Origin of the sequence: Kribbella sp. NPDC048915 (assembly GCF_040649595.1) — a bacterium.
Taxonomy (GTDB): Bacteria; Actinomycetota; Actinomycetes; order Propionibacteriales; family Kribbellaceae; genus Kribbella.
This window is the reverse complement of the sequence record NZ_JBEZFT010000004.1, coordinates 344-19,219: the sequence shown is the minus strand read 5'-3', so window position 1 is coordinate 19,219 and position 18,876 is coordinate 344. Positions and strand designations below refer to the sequence as shown.

Genomic DNA, 18,876 nt, shown 5'->3' with positions numbered 1-18,876 from the left:
GGTACTACGTCCGGCGCGACGCCGGGCTTGCTGGGGGTTGATGAGGCAAGATGAGTGGATGGCGAAGAAGAAAGGCCTGAAGGCCGCGGGGAAGGGTGCTGGGGAGCCGGCCGTGCAGGCTGACGGGTTGCCGGCCGGGGGACTGCGGGAGCTGTTGCGGGTTCCGTCGGGTGGGGTTGATCTGACGCAGTACGACCCGCGGTCAACCGCCGGGTTCAGCGGGGCCAAGGAGGACGGCAAGCTCGCGCTGGCGAACCTCGGGGCCGAGGTGTCGGACTGGCAGGAGCGGCTGTTCGCGGAGGGGCGGACCGGCGGTCAGCGGAGCATCCTGCTGGTACTGCAGGGGATGGACACCTCCGGCAAGGGCGGTGTGATCCGGCACGGCGCGGGGCTGATGGATCCGCAGGGCCTGAAGATCACATCGTTCAAGGCGCCGACGCCGGCCGAGAAGCGCCGCGGCTTCCTGTGGCGGATCCGCCAGGCGGTGCCCGAGCACGGTCTGATCGGCATCTTCGACCGCTCGCACTACGAGGATGTCCTGATCGCGCGTGTCCGCGAACTCGTCCCATCGAACGTGTGGACCCGGCGCTACGACCAGATCAACGACTTCGAGGCCGAGCTGACCGCGAGCGGCGTGACGATCGTGAAGTGCTACCTGCACATCTCGCCCGAGGAGCAGCGGGCCCGGCTGCAGGCACGCCTCGACGACCCGACCAAGCACTGGAAGTACAACCCGAGCGACGTCGACGAGCGCAAGCTGTGGCCCGCCTACATGGAGGCGTACGACGCCGCGATCGAGCGCTGCAACACCCCCGCGGCGCCCTGGTACGTGATCCCGAGCGACCGCAAGTGGTACCGCAACTGGGCGGTCACCACGATCCTGCTGGAAACGCTCAAGGACCTCAACCCGACCTGGCCGACCGCCGACTTCGACGTCGCCCAGGAGAAGGCCCGCCTCGCCACGACCTGAACGGCCTCGGTCTCAGGTGTCTGGGGTCTCAGCTGTCTGGGGTCCCGGCTGTCGGGGTCTCGGCTGTCGAGTCTCAGTCGTCGGGGTCGATGTTGTGGCGGCGGAGGAGGTCGCGGAGGGCGGCGACTTGTTCGTGGAGGCGTTCGTTCTCGTCGAGCAGGGCGTTCAGTTCGGCGATCAGGTGGTGACGGCGGCAGTACGTCGTCCAGGTGCTGGGGTCCTCGGCCGCGAGGTTCGTCACCGTCTCCGCGACCACTGACTCCGACCGCTTGCGCCAATCCATCCGCTGCTCGAGCTTCCGGCGTACCGCATCGGTGCTCTCGGCAAGCTTCGTGATGATCTGGCCGGCGACACCGTGACCGTCGTCGAGCAACCCGAGGAGCAGGTGCTCCGGGCCGACCTGCTCCGCGCCGCGTTCGCGCGCCTGGTTCCACGCCAGCTCGAACGTGCTCTTCGCCCGCGGCGTGAACGGGATCCGCGCCGGCGACGCCCCGCCCGTACCGCGGCCGACGATCTCCACCACGAGCTCCCGCACCGCCGGCGCGGTGATGCCCAGGTCGGCGAGCACGCGCGCGGCGATCCCGGTCCCGGACGTGGTGACACCGAGCAGCAGATGCTCGGTCCCGACGTACACGTGATCGAGCTGCCGGGCCTCCTCCTGCGCGCGGAGGACGATCTGGCGAGCCGGTTCGCTGAAGCGTTCGTACATCTGGATTCCCCTCCACCACTCCTGCTCGAGGCCGAACGACAGCAGCTGCTCCTCGATCATCAGCTCGGTCTCGAAGTGCTCCCGCAGGTCGTCGGCCGTCACCGCGCGATGCTCCAGGCGGCTGCGGACGAACCTCGCCGCCGCATCTACATCGGCCGCGCCGGACGCGATCCTGTCGAGCAGGTCGTCGACGTCCTCGACCGGCTCCAGTTGCAACTCGGCATGGTTGAGCGCGGCGAACTGCAGCACCACCGCGACTGCGACCACCCGGTTCGCCCCGTGGAACGGCCGCGCCCGCACCAGGCCCGCCAGCAGCACGCCGGCCGCATCCGCCAGCGCAACCGCCGCCCGGGCCTCGTCGAGGACGCGGTCGATCGCGTCCAGGTCCGAGCGGCGTACGACGTCATCCGACGCGCAGCGCAGCACCCGCGCGGCGACCGCGAGAACGTCGTACCGCCCGAGATGGCGCATCAATCGTCTCCACGCAACCGGCGCAATGACTCCTCGTGCCGCGCGAGGTTCTCCTCGAGCAACTGACTGAACCGATCGTCCCGCCGCCGCTGATCCACCAGCGCCGCGATCGCCTCCCGCGCTACGTCCGACACCGACCGCCCCTCGACGGAAGCCACCGTCTGCAACCGCTCCGCCAAGTCCGGATCGAGCCGCAGGAGGATGTTCTTGGTCGTCATAGATATCAAGATATCACTCCTCTCTGCGACGTGGCCGAACGTCCAGGTATGCAGAACCCCCGGAAACATGCCGCGCGACGGCCGGATGAGGGGGTTCTGCATACCTGGACGTACACCTGTGGACAAGTCCCGCGCCACCCCACCGTTTCCTGTCACGCTCAACCCATGGCCGATGTCGTCGAGATTCTCCAGCGGTCCGGAGGCAGTGCCACGTACGCCCAGCTGCGTCAGTACGTCTCGGGCCGGGACCTCCGGGTAGCGATGAACGAAGACCGCATCAAGCGAGTGGCGAAGGGCGTGTACGCCTTGCCGCTCGACCTGTCTGCCTTGACCGTCGCGCGGTCCTTCGGTGGCGTTCTGTCGCACGAGAGCGCGGCCCAGCACCACGGCTTGGACGTCGTGACCACTCCGCTGGTCCCACACGTGACCGTGAAGCGACATCGTCGCCGGCGGCTCTCCCGCCTGGCGTGCACGTTGCACTGGGGTGAGGTGACCGAGCTCGACGGCGCCACGACAGTGGTGCGTACCGTGCTGGACTGCGCGCGCACTCTCCCGTTCTGCGAGGCCCTGGCGATCGCGGACTCGGCGTTACGCAAGGGGTTGGTGACGGGGGACGAGCTGCTGGCTGCGGCGGTCGCCCTGCGAGGGCCGGGACGAGCGCGGGCGATCAAGGTCGTCGAGGCGGCTGACCCGCGGGCGGCATCGGCGTTGGAGTCTGTGCTGCGTGGACGCGTGCTCGACGCGGGCTGGCGAGGTTTCGTCCCGCAGTTCGTGATCGCGGACGACGAGTTCTACGCCCGCGTCGACCTCGCCCTTCCGGAGCTGCGCCTGGCGCTCGAAGCGGACTCGTTCGCGTATCACGCTTCCCGGGAGGCGCTGCGCCGCGACTGCCGCCGGTACGTGAATCTGGCGATGCGCGGGTGGACCCTGCTCCGATTCTCGTGGGAGGACGTGGTGCTTGATGACGGATGGGTGGCCTACGCGCTGTCGGCGATGCGCGACGGACGTGCAGGTATGCAGAACCCCCGGAAACGGGCCGCTTGAGGGCCCGAACCGGGGGTTCTGCATACCTGGAGGGTCAGGCTGTCCGCACCAGGGTGGGTCGGGCGATGACCGGACGCGGGGCCGGGTCCAAGGTGAGGAGGTCCAGGCCGGCCACGCCGTAGCGGAGGAGGACCAGACGGGCCACTTCGGCGCTGACGCCGAGGGGGGCCGAGACGGCGACGGCGCCGGCGCGGCGGGCGGTGGACTCGGCTTGGTCGGGAAGTACGCCGGGGGCCAGGAACAGCGACCCGACGGCCACGTGGCGTCGGCCCTCCAAACGCCATTGCAGCACGGCTTCGGCGGGCGACGGCGACGCGGCGGCGACGAAGGCGGCCGTGACGGGCAGCTTGTGGCGCTGGCCCCAGAGGCGGGCGAGGCGGGTGACGCCGGCGTTCGCGTGCGAGTCGCTGGACCCGGCGCAGGCCAGCACGAGCGCGTCGAGTTCGCGGACGCGGCCGTCCTTGAGCTCAGCCCGCATCCGGCGGTCGAGGACGTCGAGCAGCGAGTCGTCGTACCCGAGCACGTCGGAGGCGATGATGCGCAGGTGCGGGAACCGGCTGCGCGCCTCGTCGACGACGGCGGGGACGTCGATCTTCGCGTGGTACGCCGACGACAGCAGCAGCGGCAGGACGACGACCTCTTCGACGCCCTCCGCGGCCAGCTTGCCGATCACCTGGTACGGCGTGGGCGGGCAGTGGTCGAGGAAGGAGGCTTCGATCCGCAGGTCGTCCCGCATCTCCCGCAGGCACTTCACGAGCGAGTGAACGGTGGCGGCCGACCGCGGGTCGCGGCTGCCGTGGGCGAGGATCACGAGCGCTGGAGCAGTCACAGCAGTTCCCCTTCTTCGTCGTCGATCATGCCGGCTGCGAGCGTCCACCCGTCGTGGGCGTCGATCAGCAGGAACGATCCGGTGATGGTGTTGCTTGAGTACGGGTCGGCGGCCAGTGGTGCGGCGATCTTGAGCTGGACCTTGCCGATGTCGTTCAGGTTGAGCTCGGCGGCGTCGATGACTCCGAGGGTGTCGAGGTCGAGCGCGCCGGCGATCTTGGTGACGATCGCCTGCGCGGTGGTGGTGGTGTGCTTGATCAGGACCCGGGCGCCGACGGTCAGCGGGCGGTCGGACAGCCAGCTGACCGTGGCGGCGAGCTCGCGGCGGGTGCCGGGGGAGGCGTCCGCGGCGACGATCACCGAGCCGCGGGCGACGTCGAGGTCGTCGGCGAGCCGGACGGTGACGGCTTCACCGGCGACCGCGGACGGCCGCTCGGCCACCGCGGTGGACGTCGCCGTGACGACCGGGCGGTCGATGCCGGCGATCGTCGTACGGCGTCCCGTCGGCAGCACGATCACCGGGTCACCGACCTTGACGGTGCCGGAGGCCACGGTTCCGGTGTAGCCGCGGTAGTCGCGGTACTCGTCGTCGGTCTGCGGGCGGAGCACGTACTGGACCGGGAACCGCATCGGCGCCGCGGAGGTGTCGGTGCGGCCGTTCGCGTTCTCCAGGACCTCGAGCAGTGTCGGCCCGTCGTACCACGGGGTCGACGCCGACCGCTCGACGACGTTGTCGCCGACGAGGGCGGAGACCGGGATGGCCTTGAGATCGGCAATACCGAGCTGGTCGGCGACGTCGGCGACGTCCTCGGAGATCTTGGTGTAGACGGCCTCGTCGTAGTCGACCAGGTCGATCTTGTTCACCGCGAGGACGACGTGCGGCACCCGGAGCAGGCCGGCGACCGCGAGGTGCCGACGGGTCTGCTCGAGTACGCCGTGGCGGGCATCGACCAGGATGATCACGACGTCCGCGGTGGACGCGCCGGTCACGGTGTTGCGGGTGTACTGCACGTGGCCGGGGCAGTCGGCCAGGATGAACGACCGCTTGTCGGTGGCGAAGTACCGGTAGGCGACGTCGATCGTGATGCCCTGCTCGCGTTCGGCGCGCAGGCCGTCGGTGAGCAGCGCGAAGTCGAAGTCGCCGCCGCGGGCCTCGGACACCGTCTTCACGTGCGCGATCTGGTCGGCGAGGATTGCCTTGCAGTCGTGCAGCAGCCGACCGACCAGGGTGGACTTGCCGTCGTCGACGGACCCGGCCGTTGCCAGGCGAAGGAGGGTGCTCATCAGAAGTACCCCTCTCGTTTGCGGTCTTCCATCGCGGCCTCGCTGACCCGGTCGTCGGCGCGGGTGGCGCCGCGTTCGGTCAGTTCACTCGCGGCGACCTCGACGACCACCTCGGCGGCGCTCGCGGCGGTCGACGCGACCGCGCCGGTGCAGGACATGTCGCCGACGGTGCGGTACCTGACCACCCGGCGCTGCACGGTCTCGCCGCCGCGCGGCTGCGAGTAGGGGCCGACGGCAAGCAACATGCCGTCGCGCTCGAACACGTCGCGCTCGTGCGCGTAGTAGATCGACGGCAGCTCGATGTCTTCGCGCTCGATGTAGTTCCAGACGTCGAGCTCGGTCCAGTTCGACAGCGGGAACACGCGGACGTGCTCGCCGGGGCGGTGCTTGCCGTTGTACAGCGACCACAGCTCCGGGCGCTGGTTGCGCGGATCCCACTGGCCGAACTCGTCACGCAGGCTGAAGATCCGCTCCTTCGCCCGGGCCCGTTCCTCGTCGCGCCGTCCGCCGCCGAACACGGCGTCGAACCGGTGCCCGTTGATCGCGTCCAGCAGCGGCACGGTCTGCAGCGGGTTCCGGGTGCCGTCGGCGCGCTCACGCAGCCGGCCGTCGGCGATGTACTCCTCGACGCTGGCCACCTCGAGCCGCAACCCGAGACGCTCGACCACCGAGTCGCGATAGGCCAGTACTTCGGGGAAGTTGTGCCCGGTGTCCACGTGCAGCAGCGCGAACGGCACCCCGGCCGGCGCGAACGCCTTCCGCGCCAGGTGCAGCATCACGATCGAGTCCTTGCCGCCGGAGAACAGGATCACCGGCCGCTCGAACTCCGCCGCCACCTCACGGAACACGAAGATCGACTCGCTCTCCAGCGCGTCGAGTTCCGTGACGGTCGTGGTCGCGGACGTCGCCTCGGTCGCAGCAGTGTCGGTCGCAACAGTGTCGGTCGCAGCAGTGTCGGTCACGGAAGTGGTCACGGGGGCGGTCACCGTTTCGGTTGCTGGGGTGATCACGGTCTCGGTCATGTGTGTAGGCCGCATTCGATCTTGCCGGTGCCGGCCCAGCGGCCGCTGCGCGGATCCTCACCAGGGGCGACCCGCTGCGTGCACGGCTCGCAGCCGATGGACGGGTAACCGTCGTACTGCAGGAGGTTCACCAGTACGCCGTTGTCCGCGATGTACTGGTCGAGGTCCGCCTGCGTCCACGGTGCGATCGGATTGAGCTTCACCATGTCCCGCTTCGCGTCGTACTCGACGACGGGCGTGTTGGCGCGGGTCGGCGCCTCCTCGCGGCGGATGCCGGTGACCCAGGCCTTGTACTGGGAGAGGTACCGGTTCAACGGCTCGACCTTGCGCAGCGCGCAGCACTGGTTCGGGTCGCGGTCGTGCAGCTTCTCGCCGTACTCCGCGTCCTGCTCGGCGACCGTCTGCTTCGGGGTCGCGTTGATCAGGTTGATCGGCAGCGTCGCCGCCACCGCGTCCCGGGTCCCGATCGTCTCGGCGAAGTGGTAACCGGTGTCGATGAACAGGACGTCGACGCCAGGTGCGGCCTTCGCCGCGAGATGGGGGAGTGCGCCGTCGGCCATCGAAGCGGTCACCACCAGCTCGTCGCCGAAGGTCTCCCGCGCCCAGGCGAGTACCTCCAGCGCCGACGCGTCGGCAAGCTGCTCGTTCGCCGCTTCGGCGAGCGTCTTGAGATCTGTGCTCATTCCACCGTCACCCGCAACCCGATCATCTTCAGCTGGAACACCCGTGCACACGGACGGCACTCCCACGCCCCGTGACCTTCCTCGGAAGGCCGGAGATCCTCGTCCCCGCAGTACGGGCAGTAGAGAGGCGCAGCGCGCTCGCTCACTGGAGTGCCTCCTCGTCCGCTCGGGTGACCCACTGGGCGAAGCGCTCGCCCTCGTTGCGCTCCTTCAGGTAGTTCTGGGTGACGCGCTCGACGTAGTCGGTGAGGTCGTCCGCGGTGACCTTGTGACCGCGCAGCTTCCGGCCGAAGCCGGCGTCCAGGCCGAGGCCGCCGCCGAGGTGCACCTGGTAGCCGGGCACCTGCTTGCCGGAGGCATCCATGACCAGCTGGCCCTTGAGCCCGATGTCCGCGACCTGGATGCGGGCGCAGGAGTTGGGGCAGCCGTTCACGTTCACGGTGATCGGTACGTCGAGTTCGGGGATCCGCTCCTCGAGCTCGGTGATCAGCTGCGCCGCCTTGGCCTTGGTCTCGACGATCGCGAGCTTGCAGAACTCGATCCCGGTGCAGGCCATCGTGTTGCGCCGCCACGCGGACGGGTTCGCCTGATAGCCCAGCGCGTCCAGCTCGGCGACCAGCGAGTCGACCTGTGACTCTTCGACGTCCAGCACCAGCAGCTTCTGCTGCGCCGTCGTCCGGATCCGGTTCGAGCCGTGCCGTGCGACCACATCGGCCACCTGCGCGAGCGACGCACCGGAGACGCGCCCTACGACCGGCGCGACGCCGACGAAGTACTTGCCGTCCTTCTGCTTGTGCACGCCGACGTGGTCACCCTGGACGGCGGGAACCTCCGGCGCGGGCCCGTCGATCAGCTTGCGCTGCAGGTACTTGTCCTCGAGCACCTCGCGGAACTTCTCCACACCCCAGTCCGCGAGCAGGAACTTCAGCCGCGCGCGGTTGCGCAGCCGCCGGTACCCGTAGTCGCGGAAGATGCTGGTCACGCCCCACCAGACCCGGGCGACCTCGTCCCGCGGCACCCAGACGCCGATCCGCTGCGCGAGCATCGGGTTCGTGGACAGGCCGCCGCCGACCCAGAGGTCGAAGCCGGGACCGTGCTCGGGGTGCACGACCCCGACGAACGCGATGTCGTTGACCTCCGGGACGACGTCGTGCGACGGGTGCCCGGTGAGCGCGGTCTTGAACTTGCGCGGCAGGTTCGAGAACTCCGACGAGCCGATGTACTTGTCGACGATCTCGGTGATCGCGGGCGTCGGGTCGATGATCTCGTCGGCCGCGATGCCGGCCACCGGGCTGGCGATCACGACCCGCGGTACGTCGCCGCACGCCTCGGTCGTGTACAGCCCGACGGACTCCAGCTTCGCCCAGATCGCGGGCACGTCCTCGATCGCGATCCAGTGCAGCTGGATGTTCTGCCGGTCGGTGATGTCGGCGGTGTCGCGCGCGTACGTCGTCGAGACCTCGGCGATCACCCGCAGTTGCTCGGTGCTCAGCTGACCGCCCTCGACGCGGATCCGCATCATGAAGTAGCGGTCGTCCAGCTCCTCCGGCTCGAGCGTCGCGGTCTTGCCGCCGTCGATTCCGGGCTTGCGCTGCGTGTACAGCCCCCACCAGCGGAACCGGCCGCGCAGGTCGGCCGGGTCGATCGAGTCGAACCCGGTGTGCGCGTAGACGTTCTCGATCCGGGCCCGGACGTTCAGGCCGTCGTCGTTCTTCTTGTTCTCTTCGTTCTTGTTCAGCGGCTCGCGGTATCCGAGTGCCCACTGGCCTTCGCCCTTGCCCTTGCGGGGGCGGGAGGGTTTGCGGGCAGGAGTGGTGACGCCGGCAGTCATCGGGGGCGTGTCCTTGTCCTTGAGACAGGTGCTCACCGAGGGCGGCAGGATCGAAGCGTCGTCGATTCGATGCGTTCCGCGCGGTGCGCACCCAGCGGTGATCGGGGGTGATCAGGGGCCGTCGTTGGCCCGGGCAGGGTGGCTGTCAGAACATCGAAGGACAACAGATGGCGCTGCGCATCCGCCCGAGGTCGACATGAATGCGACCTACGAGGTGGGTGGAGAGGGCAGCGAGCATGTCCACAAGCGTCAGCGCCGGAGCCTGACAAATCAACTCCCATTCCTGCTATGTGAGACCGAGTCTCACGATGTGGTTATGTCTACCAGCGTGGTGGAGATTGATTCGACCTGCACTTCGATCTCGCAAGAACTCTTGTACAAGAACTCTTGTAGAAGCTACGGTGTGGTCTCATGACACCTGCCAACCGGCGGTCCGGGACGCCGTCCGTGCTCGCCGCGATCCACCATCCGCTCCGCCGCCGGCTGCTCGATCTGCTCTCCGCCGACGGTCCGGCGACCGCCTCCCGGCTGGCCGCGGAAACCGGAGAACTTGTCGGCAACATCAGTCATCACCTCAAGGTTCTCGCGTCCGCGGGCGTGATCGTCGAAGCCCCTGAGCTCGCGCGGAACCGGCGCGAGCGATGGTGGCAGCTCGGCGACACGGCCGGGTACTCCCGGCCGGTCGCGGGCGCCGCGGGCGACCCGGCGGCCGAGTTCGTCGCGACCAGCGCGGAGGACGCGAACCTTGCACATCAGGCCGCCAAGGTGCGGCAGTGGTTCGACCTGCGAGACGAGTTCGACGAGCCCTGGGTGCGGGCGGTATACGCGACCGAGAGATGGCTCACATTGACGCCGGCACAGCTCGTCGAGCTCAGCGAACGTATCGAGGAGCTGGTCCGCGAGTACGCCAGCCACCCGGCAGTGGGCGACGACGCCCACTCGGTGTTCTTCTTCGCCCACGCCGTCCCCGCTCGGCCGTGACCACGTTCTCCCTGCTCCTCGCGTGTCAGGTCGGCAGGACGTCTGGACGCTCTGGGCCTACTCGCCACGTGTGCCACGCGGGCGGTGCACGATTCGGGCGGAGACCTCCTGTCGACGTGACACACTCGGTCCGGTGACCGACGCCGACCCGATGCCAACCGCGGCTGCCGGTGACCCGCTCACCGCCCGGGCGATTGCTGCGGCCGTGCGGGCCGGTGAGGTCCGCGCGACGGCTGTGGTGGAGGCGGCACTGGCGGCGGCCCAACGGCTGGATCCGTTGCTGCACTTCGTCGAGGAACTGGACGTGGTTGGCGCTCGGCGGGCGGCTGAGCGGGTTGACCCGACCGGAGCGTTGGCCGGGGTTCCGTTTCTGATCAAGTCGCGGACGCCGCCGGAGTCACCGATCCTGGAGCGGTTGATCGCCGCCGGTGCGATCCCGATCGGTTGGGCGACGCGGGCGCGGCCGGGTGCGGTGTCGCTGACGTTCGGGTGGAACGGCCGGGAGTACACGCGCAATCCGTGGGACCCGGAGCGGTCGCCGGGCGGATCGACCGCGGGTGGTGCGGCTGCGGTGGCGGCAGGTGTCGTGCCGCTGGCCACCGGTGGTGACAGCGGTGGCTCGTTGCGGATCCCGGCGGCGTTCTGTGGGATCGTGGGACTCAAGGGAACGAACGGACGTGTCCCGCGACCAGGCGGCCGTCCGCTCGGCGGGCTGACCACGGCCGGTGTCGTCGGGGCAGACCTGGACGACGTCATCCTCGCCACCAGCATCGCCAGCGGTCCGCATCGCCTCGACCCGTCCGCGCTGCCGCACTGGCCGGTCCCGGTCGAGGAAGGCATTGACCGACCGCGGATCGCCTACTTTCCGACGCTCGGCACCTGTCCGCCCGATCCCGCTGTCGATCGCGTACTGCGTGAGCGCCTGGCGCTGGCCGACGTCGACCTGATCGACCTACCACTGGAGCTCGCACCGACCGACGAAGCCTGGCCGGTCCTGTCAGCGCTGGACAACGGGCGGGAGGTGGACGCCGCCGCGGCCACCAGGGCCCGCGAGATCAGGGACCACAACAACACCGCTTTGGCTGACCTGTTCGCCGAGATCGATGTCCTGGTCACGCCGACCACGCTGACCGTTGCCCACGGCTACGACCAGCACGAGGAAACCATTGTCACCGGCGATCCGTGCTGGGTCTTCAACGTGACCGGCCACCCGGCCGTGAGTGTGCCGGCCGGGCTGGCGGACGGGCTGCCGGTGGGAATCCAGGTTGTCGCGCCGCACCACGCCGACGCCACCGCCCTCTCAATGGCGCGCCTGCTCCAGGCTCGGCTGCCGCTGCCACCCGTCCGCGCCTGAGCGCATGGGTCCTTCCGACAGGAGGTGTCCGCTCTGCCCAGGTGCCGCGCGCGCGGCGCGCGCGGCGATCAAGGCCGGAGCCCGGACACATCCTGTCGAACGGGCACGCAATCAGTTGAGCTCGAGGCCCGGGTACAGCGGGAAGTTGTCGAGCAGCTCGGCCGAGGCGGCCTTGGTCTTGTCCGCGACGCCGTCGGCGAGCACGTACTTCGCCTTCGACGGCGCGCCGGCCGAGGTCGTGGTCGGCGTGGTCGAGGACAGCACGTCCACGATCAGCTCCGCGACCCGGTCGAACTCGTCGGCCCCGAAACCACGGGTGGTCAGCGCCGGGGTACCGATCCGGACGCCGGAGGTGTACCAGGCGCCGTTCGGGTCGCGCGGTACCGCGTTGCGGTTGGTGACGATGCCCGCGTCGAGCAGCGCCGACTCGGCCTGCCGGCCGGTGATGCCGTACGACGAGACGTCGAGCAGGACCAGGTGGTTCTCGGTGCCGTCCGTGACGAGCTTGACGCCCCGCTTCATCAGGCCGTCGGCCAGCGCGACCGCGTTGTCGGCAACGTTCTGCGCGTACTGCTGGAACGACGGCTGCCGCGCCTCCGCCAGCGCCACGGCCTTCGCGGCCATCGTCTGGCTGAGCGGGCCGCCCAGGACCATCGGGCAGCCGCGGTCGACCGCGTCGGCGTACTCCGGCTGGCAGAGCACCATGCCGCCGCGCGGGCCGCGCAGCGACTTGTGGGTCGTGGTCGTGGTGACGTGCGCGTGTGGCACCGGGTCGAAGTCGCCGGTGAAGACCTTGCCCGCGACCAGGCCGGCGAAGTGCGCCATGTCGACCATCAGCGTCGCGCCGACCTCGTCGGCGATCTCGCGCATGGTCGCGAAGTTGATCTTGCGCGGGTACGCCGAGTAGCCGGCGATCAGGATCAGCGGCTTGAACTCGCGCGCGACCCGGGCCACCTCGTCGTAGTCGAGCAGGCCGGTCTCCGGGTCAGTGCCGTAGGAGTGCTGGTTGAACATCTTGCCGGAGATGTTCGGCCGGAAGCCGTGGGTGAGGTGACCACCGGCGTCCAGCGACATGCCGAGCATCCGCTGGTCGCCGAGCGCCTTGCGGAGCTTGGTCCAGTCCTCCTCGGTGAGGTCGTTGACGTGCTTGGCCCCGGCCTCGGCGAGTGCCGGGGACTCGATCCGCTGGGCCAGGATCGCCCAGAAGGCGACCAGGTTCGCATCGATGCCGGAGTGCGGCTGGACGTAGGCGTGCGGGGCGTCGAACAGCGCCTTCGCGTGGTCGGCGGCGGCCTGCTCGACGGTGTCGATGTTCTGGCAGCCCGCGTAGAAGCGGTGCCCGATGGTGCCCTCGGCGTACTTGTCCGACAGCCAGTTGCCCATCGTCAGCAAGGTGGCGGGGGAGGCGTAGTTCTCGCTGGCGATCAGCTTCAGCGAGGACCGCTGGTCGGCCAGCTCGGCCTTGATCGCACCGGCGATCGTCGGCTCCACGGACGCGATCACCTGCAGCGCGTTGTTGTACGCGGCCGACGCGGCGGCAGCGTCGAAGGGTTGAGTCATCGTTGTCTCTCCTGCGGTTTGCAGTGGGTCGAAGGCACCCAGGCGCACGGTGCCGACGGGTTTCGCTCCCCGGTGGTTCTCCACCTCAGCGCGCCAGTCGCGACGACGCTCACCCTATCGTGCGGTCGAGGATCTGACCGAAGGGTGTCGTCCGCGGCAACGTCCCGAAGACGCCGGCCGAGTCACCGGCCAGCCGGGACGCCACGAACGCGTCCGCGACGGCGGGTGTCGAGTGCCGGATCAGCAGCGAAGCCTGCAGGCACAGGGCCATCCGCGCGGCCAGCCGACGGGCGCCGGCGTCCGCGTTCTCGATGTCAGCAAGCGCTTGCAGTACGTCGTTGACCGCCGCGTCGAGCCGCGCATCCGCGCCTTGGACGGAGCCGACTTCGAGCAGCCACGCCTCGAGGGACTCCGGGCGGCGCAGCGCGCGCAGTACGTCGAGCGCGTTGACGTTCCCAGACCCTTCCCAGATCGAGTTCAGCGGCGATTCGCGGTACAGCAGCGGTAGCCCGGACTCCTCGACGTACCCGTTGCCGCCGAGGCACTCGAGCGCCTCGGCGACCATGAACGGCGTCCGCTTGCAGACCCAGAACTTCGCCAGCGGCAGTGCGATCCGCCGGAACGCGGCCTCCCGCTCGGCACCGCCGACCGCGGCGTCGACGGCGGCCGCGAGCCGCATGCCCAGCGCCGTGGCCGCCTCGCTCTCGATCGCGAGGTCTGCCAGCACGTTCTGCATCGCGGGCTTGTCGGCGAGCAGGCCGCCGAACGCGGACCGGTGCCGGGTGTGCCAGATCGCCTCGACCAGGGCGCGGCGCTGCAGGGCCGACGAGCCGAGGACGCAGTCCAAACGCGTCGCCGCGACCATCTCGATGATCGTGCGGATCCCGGCGCCCTCGTCGCCGAGGCGATAGCCGATCGTCCCGTGGAACTCGACCTCCGACGACGCGTTCGATCGGTTCCCGAGCTTGTCCTTCAACCGTTGCAGGGCGAACGGGTTCCGGTTGCCGTCGGCAAGAACCCGCGGTACGACGAAACAGCTGAGCCCATCAGGCGCCTGGGCGAGGACGAGGAAGACATCTACCTGCGGGGCCGAACAGAACCACTTGTGACCGTGCAGCTGGTACACGTCACCGACCGGGGTGGCCGTCGTTGCGTTCGCCCGTACGTCGGAACCGCCCTGCTTCTCGGTCATCCCCATCCCGGCAAGCACGCCGTTCTTCGCCGCGGCGGGCAGGCGTCGTACGTCGTATTGCGTCGACGCCAGCTGCGGGACCCACTCCTTCGCGAGCCGCTCGTCCGCCTTGAGCGCGGGCACCGCGGCGTACGTCATCGAGATCGGGCAGCCGTGTCCCGGCTCGACCTGCGACCACAGGTAGAACCCGGCCGCCCGGCGGAGGTGCGGCGCGGGCGCATCGCTGGTCCACGGCGCGGCCTGGAGCCCGAACCCGACGGTCCGCTCCATCAACCAGTGCCACGACGGGTGGAACTCGACCTCGTCGATCCGGTTCCCGTAGCGGTCGTGGGTGCGTAGGACGGGGGGATTCTGGTTCGCGGGCAGGGCCTGCGCGAGAGCCTCCTCGGACCCGGCGAGCTCGCCGATCCGGCGCAGTACGGGATCGCCGGCCAGCTCGGCGTACGGCTGCAGAGCGTCACCGAGAGCCTGGTCCTGGGTGAAGAAGTTCACGCCCCGCAGTGGGGGAGCCTGATTCGTTACCGCGAATGGGTCCGCCATGTCAGTACGGTAAGCGGTATGGCACGTTCTGGGGCAGGACCCGCTGGTGGGAGATCCCTCTCGTTGGCGTGGGTTCGCAAGGTCCCCTCGACGACCTGGAAGCTGCTCACGCAGACCGTCGGCGTCTGTCTGCGCTACCGGGTCACCGGACTCGCGGCCGAGGGAGCGTTCTTCGCGATCCTCTCGCTGCCGCCGCTGATCTTCGGTCTGGCCGGCTCGCTCGGTTACATCGCGAGCAAATGGTTCGAGGTCGAGACGATCAACGAGATCAAGGAGCAGATCGCCCAGCTCGCGGCCCGCGCGCTGACCGACGACTCGGTCCAGAGCGTGATCGTGCCGACCCTGAACCAGGTGCTGAACGGCGGCCGCCCGGACGTCATCTCGATCGGTTTCGTGCTCGCGCTGTGGTCCGGCAGCCGCGCGCTGAACGTCTTCGTCGACACGATCACGATCATGTACGGGATGGGCGGCAAGCGCGGCATCGTCCGGACCCGCGCGCTGTCGTTCTCGCTGTACTGCGCGGCGCTGGTCATCGGCGTGATCGTCCTGCCGCTGGTACTGGCCGGCCCGGACGCGGTCGATGCCCTGCTGCCGCACCGGCTGGACTTCCTGAACCAGCTGTACTGGCCGGTCGTCACGATCCTGTCCGCGGGCTTCCTCAACACGCTGTACCACCTGTCGGTGCCGATCCGGACGCCGTGGGTCTCCGACCTGCCCGGCTCGTTCCTGGCGCTGTCGATCTGGATCCTCGGCAGCTTCGTGCTCCGGTGGATCCTGCAGAGCACGGTCGGCGGTACGTCGATCTACGGGCCACTGGCCGCGCCGATCGCCGTCCTGATGTGGCTGTACATGACCGCGATCGCCGTACTGATCGGTGCCGCACTGAACGCGGTCGTCGACCGACTGTGGCCGCACACCGCGCAGGTGACCGAGGTGAAGAAGGCTGTGTCCGCCGACGACGGTGCGGACGAAGTCTCGGCGGCCGCGGTGCCGGACGAGGCTTCGGAGCAGGCCTCGGAGCAGGCTTCAGAGCGCGCTTCGGGGCAGGCTTCGGGGGAGGCTTCGGGGGAGGTGGTGACGGAGGTGGAGCCGGTGATGAAGGCGGAGCCCGAGCCGCCGCACCATCACCCCGGCGGTCAGCGGGTGCCGCGGAGTCCGCTGACGCCGATGCCGGAGGAGCGGCCCGAGACACACCTCGCGCGGAAGGTCGAGAAGCTGTCCGATCGACCGCGTGCGGGGGCGCCTCGAGCTGAGGCTGAGCCCGAGGGGCACGGTGCGGCTGCAGCTGACGGCGAGGTGCGCCGGAAGCCCGCGTCGGTCGGAAAATCCGGTGCGCAGGCCGACACCGACGACCTAGGCTGACGGCATCGCGACAACAGGTCCTCGGCGAGGGGACCGCAGGAACCAGAAGGGAGGCAGCGCCATGAGCTCGCACGAGGCCCGCTGGGCCGTTGTCTCCCATTTCGTCCGACCGCTGAGCTGATCTCGCGGCCGGACCCTCGGAAAGGTTCGCCGCATGTCAGCCACACTTCAGGCCCTGGGACTCGACACTGCCACGGCCTCGCATCTGCAATCCGTCCCGGCCGAGCTCGTGCCGGGACGCGTCGCCCGGGTCGACAAGGGCCTCGCGACGGTCCTCACCGCCGACGGTCCGGCGCGCGCCACCTGGTCCGGGGCGCTGCTCGCCGAGATCGCTGCCGATCCGCAGGCCGGGCCCTGCACCGGGGACTGGGTCGTACTGCGGTACTGGCCGGACGACCGGATCACGCTCGAGTCCGTGCTGCCGCGGCGGACGACGATCGTTCGCGCCGAGGTCGGCGGGTCGTCACGCGGTCAGGTGCTGGCGTCCAACGTCGACGTGATCGCGATCGTGGTCGGTCTCGTTCCGGAGCCGAACATTTCTCGTATCGAGCGCTTCCTGGCATTGGCGTGGGAGAGCGGTGCGCGACCTGTCGTCGTACTGACCAAGTCCGACCTGGTGGGGGATGCCGACGCTGTTGCCGAGGACGTGGCACAGGCTGCGCCGGGTGCCGACGTGCTGGTCTGCAGCGCGAGCACGGGCAGCGGGCTGGTCGACGTACGGGCGTTGTTCGACGGGAACGCCACGCTGGCGCTGCTCGGGTCCAGTGGCGCGGGTAAGTCGTCGCTGGTGAACGCGCTGGCCGGTGTGGAGTTGCTGGACGTGCAGGACATCCGCGAGGACGGGAAGGGCCGGCACACGTCGGTACGGCGCGAGCTGATCGTGCTGCCCGCGGGCGGGGTCGTCATCGACACGCCTGGGCTGCGGGGGATCGGTCTGCAGGAGAGCGGTGAGGGGCTGGCCGCGGCGTTCCCCGATGTCACGCAGCTCGCGGAGCAGTGCAAGTTCAAGGACTGCTCGCACGTGTCGGAGCCCGACTGTGCGGTACGGGCGGCGTTGGAGGACGGAACGCTGTCGTACCGGCGGTACGAGAGCTGGGTGAAGCTGCAGCGCGAGGCCGCATTCATGGCTCGCCGCGCGGACGCCCGCCTGCGCGCACAGGCGAACAAGGAGCGGGCACGCGCGACCAAGGCATACCGACGCGACAACACGTCCCGAAGGTAGGACGGCCGGCAGCGTGCGTGTCGTGCCGGTGCGATGTCGGGGTTCGGGGTGCGTGCAAGGATCGGCGCATGAACCGATCAGTGCTGGTGACGGGGGCTTCGCGGGGGATCGGGGCGGCGACGGCGCGCGCGTTCGCCGCTGCTGGTGATCGGGTCGCCGTCCATTACGGCGCCTCGGCGGATGCGGCGGCGGAGGTGCTGAAAGAGCTGCCGGGGTCGGGGCATGTGATGGTGCAGGCCGATCTCGCGGACCCCGAGGCGGTGCGGACGGCGGTCGACGACGCGGCGCGTACGCTCGGCGGCATCGACGTCCTGGTGAACAACGCCGGCGTCTACCACCCGCACCGGATCCGCGACACGACGTACGCCGAATGGCAGCGCGCGTGGGCGGACACGCTGGCCGTCAATCTCGTTGGCCCTGCCAATGCCACCTGGTGCGCCGTGCGGCACATGACGCGCGGCGGGCGGATCGTCAACGTCTCGTCCCGCGGCGCCTTCCGCGGCGAACCGAACCAGCCCGCGTACGGCGCTTCGAAGGCGGCGATCGTCTCGTTCACCCAGTCGCTCGCGCGGGCCCTCGGTCCCGAAGGCATCGCCGTCACCGCCATCGCCCCTGGCTGGACGGTCACCGACATGGCCGCCGTCAACCTCACCGGCGAAGGCTACGACCGTCGCCGCCTCGAAAGCCCCCTGGAACGCGTGGCGGACCCCTCCGAAGTAGCCGCCGCCATCCTCTACTTGGCAAGCCCCGAAGCCGAATTCGCCACCGGCACAGTCCTCGACTTCAACGGCGCCTCCCACCTCCGCATGTAACCCACCCCATGCGACAGCCGCCGACCGTACCCCCGCGGCCGAACCGACCGCACAACTCAACCCCCGCAGGCGAGCCGACCGCCGACCCCAGCGATCGAACCGACCGCCGAACCCGGCGCCAGCGGGCGGGCTGACCGCCGAACCCGCCCCCCGCAGGCGAGCCGACCGCCGAACCCGATCTCAGCGCGATCCTCGACGACTGCATCGCCCACGACGAAGCTGGCGCGGAAGCAGCACTGCGCGAACACCTGGAGAGCGCCATGCAACGGATCATCCAAACAATGGAACGCCGCACAAAGCACTGACCAGGTGACGACCGGAGCCCTGGGTTGCCACCCACGACATGCGGCGCGGACCGGGCACATGCGGTGTGGAGCTGGGGCATGCGGTGTCATGGGGCCTGCGGTGTGGAGCTGGGGCATGCGGTGTGGACCGGGGACATGCGGTGTAGAGCTGGGACAGGGCGGCAGCCGGGACGGGGCTGATTTTGTCCATGGGCGTGGACGGGACGAGCTGGAGTGGGGAGTCCTGCCGGTCATTTCAGGTGTGCTGCGCTCCCCAGTCGCAACTTTGTCGCCGCTGCGCGGCCCGCGGGGCGTTGATAACTGGGGTGGTGCGACACGTAGCGGGGGGTTTCGACAGGCAATATCAGGTCCTCACCGACTACGGCCTGTCTGCACCCACCACAACCTGTCCGTACCGACTACGGCCTGTCTGCACCCACCACAACCTGTCCGTACCGACTACGGCCTGTCTGCACCCACCACAACCTGTCCGTACCGACTACGGCCTG

At 69.5% G+C, this 18,876-nt stretch carries 16 protein-coding genes and 1 riboswitch; of the genes, 7 read left to right on the top strand and 9 right to left on the bottom strand.

The window, feature by feature from the left end; translation table 11 throughout:
• Window positions 1–58: 58 nt before the first annotated feature.
• Window positions 59–970: a polyphosphate kinase 2 family protein gene (locus AB0B82_RS03370; RefSeq protein WP_360161976.1), complete on the top strand. Its 912-nt coding sequence runs from the start codon at window positions 59–61 to the stop codon at window positions 968–970.
• Window positions 971–1,043: 73 nt separating this feature from the next.
• On the opposite strand, the gene AB0B82_RS03365 is transcribed toward AB0B82_RS03370, so the two are convergent.
• Together AB0B82_RS03365 and AB0B82_RS03360 are read right to left on the bottom strand one after the other, a co-directional pair.
• Window positions 1,044–2,150, bottom strand: coding sequence for a Clp protease N-terminal domain-containing protein (locus AB0B82_RS03365; protein WP_360161974.1), 1,107 nt, complete (start codon window positions 2,148–2,150; stop codon window positions 1,044–1,046).
• Window positions 2,150–2,368 (bottom strand): ribbon-helix-helix protein, CopG family, encoded by a 219-nt coding sequence (locus AB0B82_RS03360; RefSeq protein WP_360161972.1) that lies wholly within the window; start codon window positions 2,366–2,368, stop codon window positions 2,150–2,152. The genes AB0B82_RS03365 and AB0B82_RS03360 overlap by 1 nt, the downstream gene beginning before the upstream one ends.
• Before the next feature lie 165 nt (window positions 2,369–2,533).
• On the opposite strand from AB0B82_RS03360, the gene AB0B82_RS03355 reads away from it, so the two are divergent.
• Window positions 2,534–3,412, top strand: coding sequence for a hypothetical protein (locus AB0B82_RS03355; RefSeq protein WP_360161970.1), 879 nt, complete (start codon window positions 2,534–2,536; stop codon window positions 3,410–3,412).
• Window positions 3,413–3,446: 34 nt separating this feature from the next.
• Here the strand turns inward: AB0B82_RS03355 and AB0B82_RS03350 are convergent, their stop codons facing one another.
• The 5 genes from AB0B82_RS03350 to AB0B82_RS03330 all read right to left on the bottom strand — a co-directional run bounded on the left by AB0B82_RS03350 (window position 3,447) and on the right by AB0B82_RS03330 (window position 9,060).
• Window positions 3,447–4,241 (bottom strand): sirohydrochlorin chelatase, encoded by a 795-nt coding sequence (locus AB0B82_RS03350; protein ID WP_360161968.1) that lies wholly within the window; start codon window positions 4,239–4,241, stop codon window positions 3,447–3,449.
• Complete coding sequence (locus AB0B82_RS03345) at window positions 4,238–5,524, bottom strand: GTP-binding protein (RefSeq protein WP_360161966.1); 1,287 nt, start codon at window positions 5,522–5,524, stop codon at window positions 4,238–4,240. The genes AB0B82_RS03350 and AB0B82_RS03345 overlap by 4 nt, the downstream gene beginning before the upstream one ends.
• Window positions 5,524–6,498, bottom strand: coding sequence for a sulfate adenylyltransferase subunit CysD (cysD, locus tag AB0B82_RS03340; protein WP_360161964.1), 975 nt, complete (start codon window positions 6,496–6,498; stop codon window positions 5,524–5,526). Before cysD ends, AB0B82_RS03345 begins: the two co-directional genes overlap by 1 nt.
• A 44-nt stretch (window positions 6,499–6,542) precedes the next feature.
• A complete protein-coding gene (locus AB0B82_RS03335) occupies window positions 6,543–7,229 on the bottom strand; it encodes a phosphoadenylyl-sulfate reductase (RefSeq protein WP_360161962.1) in 687 nt (228 codons plus the stop codon).
• 142 nt (window positions 7,230–7,371) lie between these two features.
• On the bottom strand, window positions 7,372–9,060 hold the full coding sequence (locus AB0B82_RS03330; protein WP_360162290.1) for a nitrite/sulfite reductase: 1,689 nt from the start codon (window positions 9,058–9,060) through the stop codon (window positions 7,372–7,374).
• Window positions 9,061–9,471: 411 nt separating this feature from the next.
• On the opposite strand from AB0B82_RS03330, the gene AB0B82_RS03325 reads away from it, so the two are divergent.
• The gene (locus AB0B82_RS03325; RefSeq protein WP_360161960.1) at window positions 9,472–10,041 is read left to right on the top strand and encodes a winged helix-turn-helix domain-containing protein; all 570 of its coding nucleotides are present in this window, start codon (window positions 9,472–9,474) and stop codon (window positions 10,039–10,041) included.
• 133 nt (window positions 10,042–10,174) lie between these two features.
• Window positions 10,175–11,395, top strand: coding sequence for an amidase (locus AB0B82_RS03320; protein ID WP_360161958.1), 1,221 nt, complete (start codon window positions 10,175–10,177; stop codon window positions 11,393–11,395).
• Window positions 11,396–11,506: 111 nt separating this feature from the next.
• On the opposite strand, the gene AB0B82_RS03315 is transcribed toward AB0B82_RS03320, so the two are convergent.
• Window positions 11,507–12,955: a glycine hydroxymethyltransferase gene (locus AB0B82_RS03315; RefSeq protein ID WP_360161956.1), complete on the bottom strand. Its 1,449-nt coding sequence runs from the start codon at window positions 12,953–12,955 to the stop codon at window positions 11,507–11,509.
• A 29-nt stretch (window positions 12,956–12,984) separates the two neighbouring features.
• A riboswitch (ZMP/ZTP riboswitch) is annotated at window positions 12,985–13,066 on the bottom strand.
• Complete coding sequence (locus AB0B82_RS03310) at window positions 13,065–14,687, bottom strand: acyl-CoA dehydrogenase family protein (RefSeq protein ID WP_360161954.1); 1,623 nt, start codon at window positions 14,685–14,687, stop codon at window positions 13,065–13,067. Its footprint overlaps the riboswitch before it by 2 nt.
• Window positions 14,688–14,750: 63 nt before the next feature.
• Between AB0B82_RS03310 and AB0B82_RS03305 the strand changes: the two genes are divergently transcribed.
• The 3 genes from AB0B82_RS03305 (at window position 14,751) to AB0B82_RS03295 (ending at window position 18,083) form a co-directional block, all read left to right on the top strand.
• Window positions 14,751–16,049 carry a YhjD/YihY/BrkB family envelope integrity protein gene (locus AB0B82_RS03305; RefSeq protein ID WP_360161952.1) on the top strand — a complete coding sequence of 433 codons (1,299 nt, stop codon included), beginning with the start codon at window positions 14,751–14,753 and terminating at the stop codon, window positions 16,047–16,049.
• Between the two features lie 154 nt (window positions 16,050–16,203).
• On the top strand, window positions 16,204–17,271 hold the full coding sequence (gene rsgA, locus AB0B82_RS03300) for a ribosome small subunit-dependent GTPase A (protein ID WP_360161950.1): 1,068 nt from the start codon (window positions 16,204–16,206) through the stop codon (window positions 17,269–17,271).
• A gap of 68 nt (window positions 17,272–17,339) precedes the next feature.
• Window positions 17,340–18,083 carry an SDR family oxidoreductase gene (locus tag AB0B82_RS03295; RefSeq protein ID WP_360161948.1) on the top strand — a complete coding sequence of 248 codons (744 nt, stop codon included), beginning with the start codon at window positions 17,340–17,342 and terminating at the stop codon, window positions 18,081–18,083.
• Window positions 18,084–18,876: the final 793 nt, after the last annotated feature.

Coding starts and splice junctions, on each gene's coding strand:
- AB0B82_RS03355 (WP_360161970.1), top strand. CDS start 2,534: ATGGCCGATGTCGTCGAGATTCTCCAGCGGTCCGGAGGCAGTGCCACG.
- AB0B82_RS03325 (WP_360161960.1), top strand. CDS start 9,472: ATGACACCTGCCAACCGGCGGTCCGGGACGCCGTCCGTGCTCGCCGCG.
- AB0B82_RS03335 (WP_360161962.1), bottom strand. CDS start 7,229: ATGAGCACAGATCTCAAGACGCTCGCCGAAGCGGCGAACGAGCAGCTT.
- AB0B82_RS03360 (WP_360161972.1), bottom strand. CDS start 2,368: ATGACGACCAAGAACATCCTCCTGCGGCTCGATCCGGACTTGGCGGAG.
- AB0B82_RS03315 (WP_360161956.1), bottom strand. CDS start 12,955: ATGACTCAACCCTTCGACGCTGCCGCCGCGTCGGCCGCGTACAACAAC.
- rsgA (WP_360161950.1), top strand. CDS start 16,204: ATGTCAGCCACACTTCAGGCCCTGGGACTCGACACTGCCACGGCCTCG.
- AB0B82_RS03345 (WP_360161966.1), bottom strand. CDS start 5,524: ATGAGCACCCTCCTTCGCCTGGCAACGGCCGGGTCCGTCGACGACGGC.
- AB0B82_RS03365 (WP_360161974.1), bottom strand. CDS start 2,150: ATGCGCCATCTCGGGCGGTACGACGTTCTCGCGGTCGCCGCGCGGGTG.
- AB0B82_RS03295 (WP_360161948.1), top strand. CDS start 17,340: ATGAACCGATCAGTGCTGGTGACGGGGGCTTCGCGGGGGATCGGGGCG.
- AB0B82_RS03330 (WP_360162290.1), bottom strand. CDS start 9,060: ATGACTGCCGGCGTCACCACTCCTGCCCGCAAACCCTCCCGCCCCCGC.
- AB0B82_RS03310 (WP_360161954.1), bottom strand. CDS start 14,687: ATGGCGGACCCATTCGCGGTAACGAATCAGGCTCCCCCACTGCGGGGC.
- AB0B82_RS03370 (WP_360161976.1), top strand. CDS start 59: ATGGCGAAGAAGAAAGGCCTGAAGGCCGCGGGGAAGGGTGCTGGGGAG.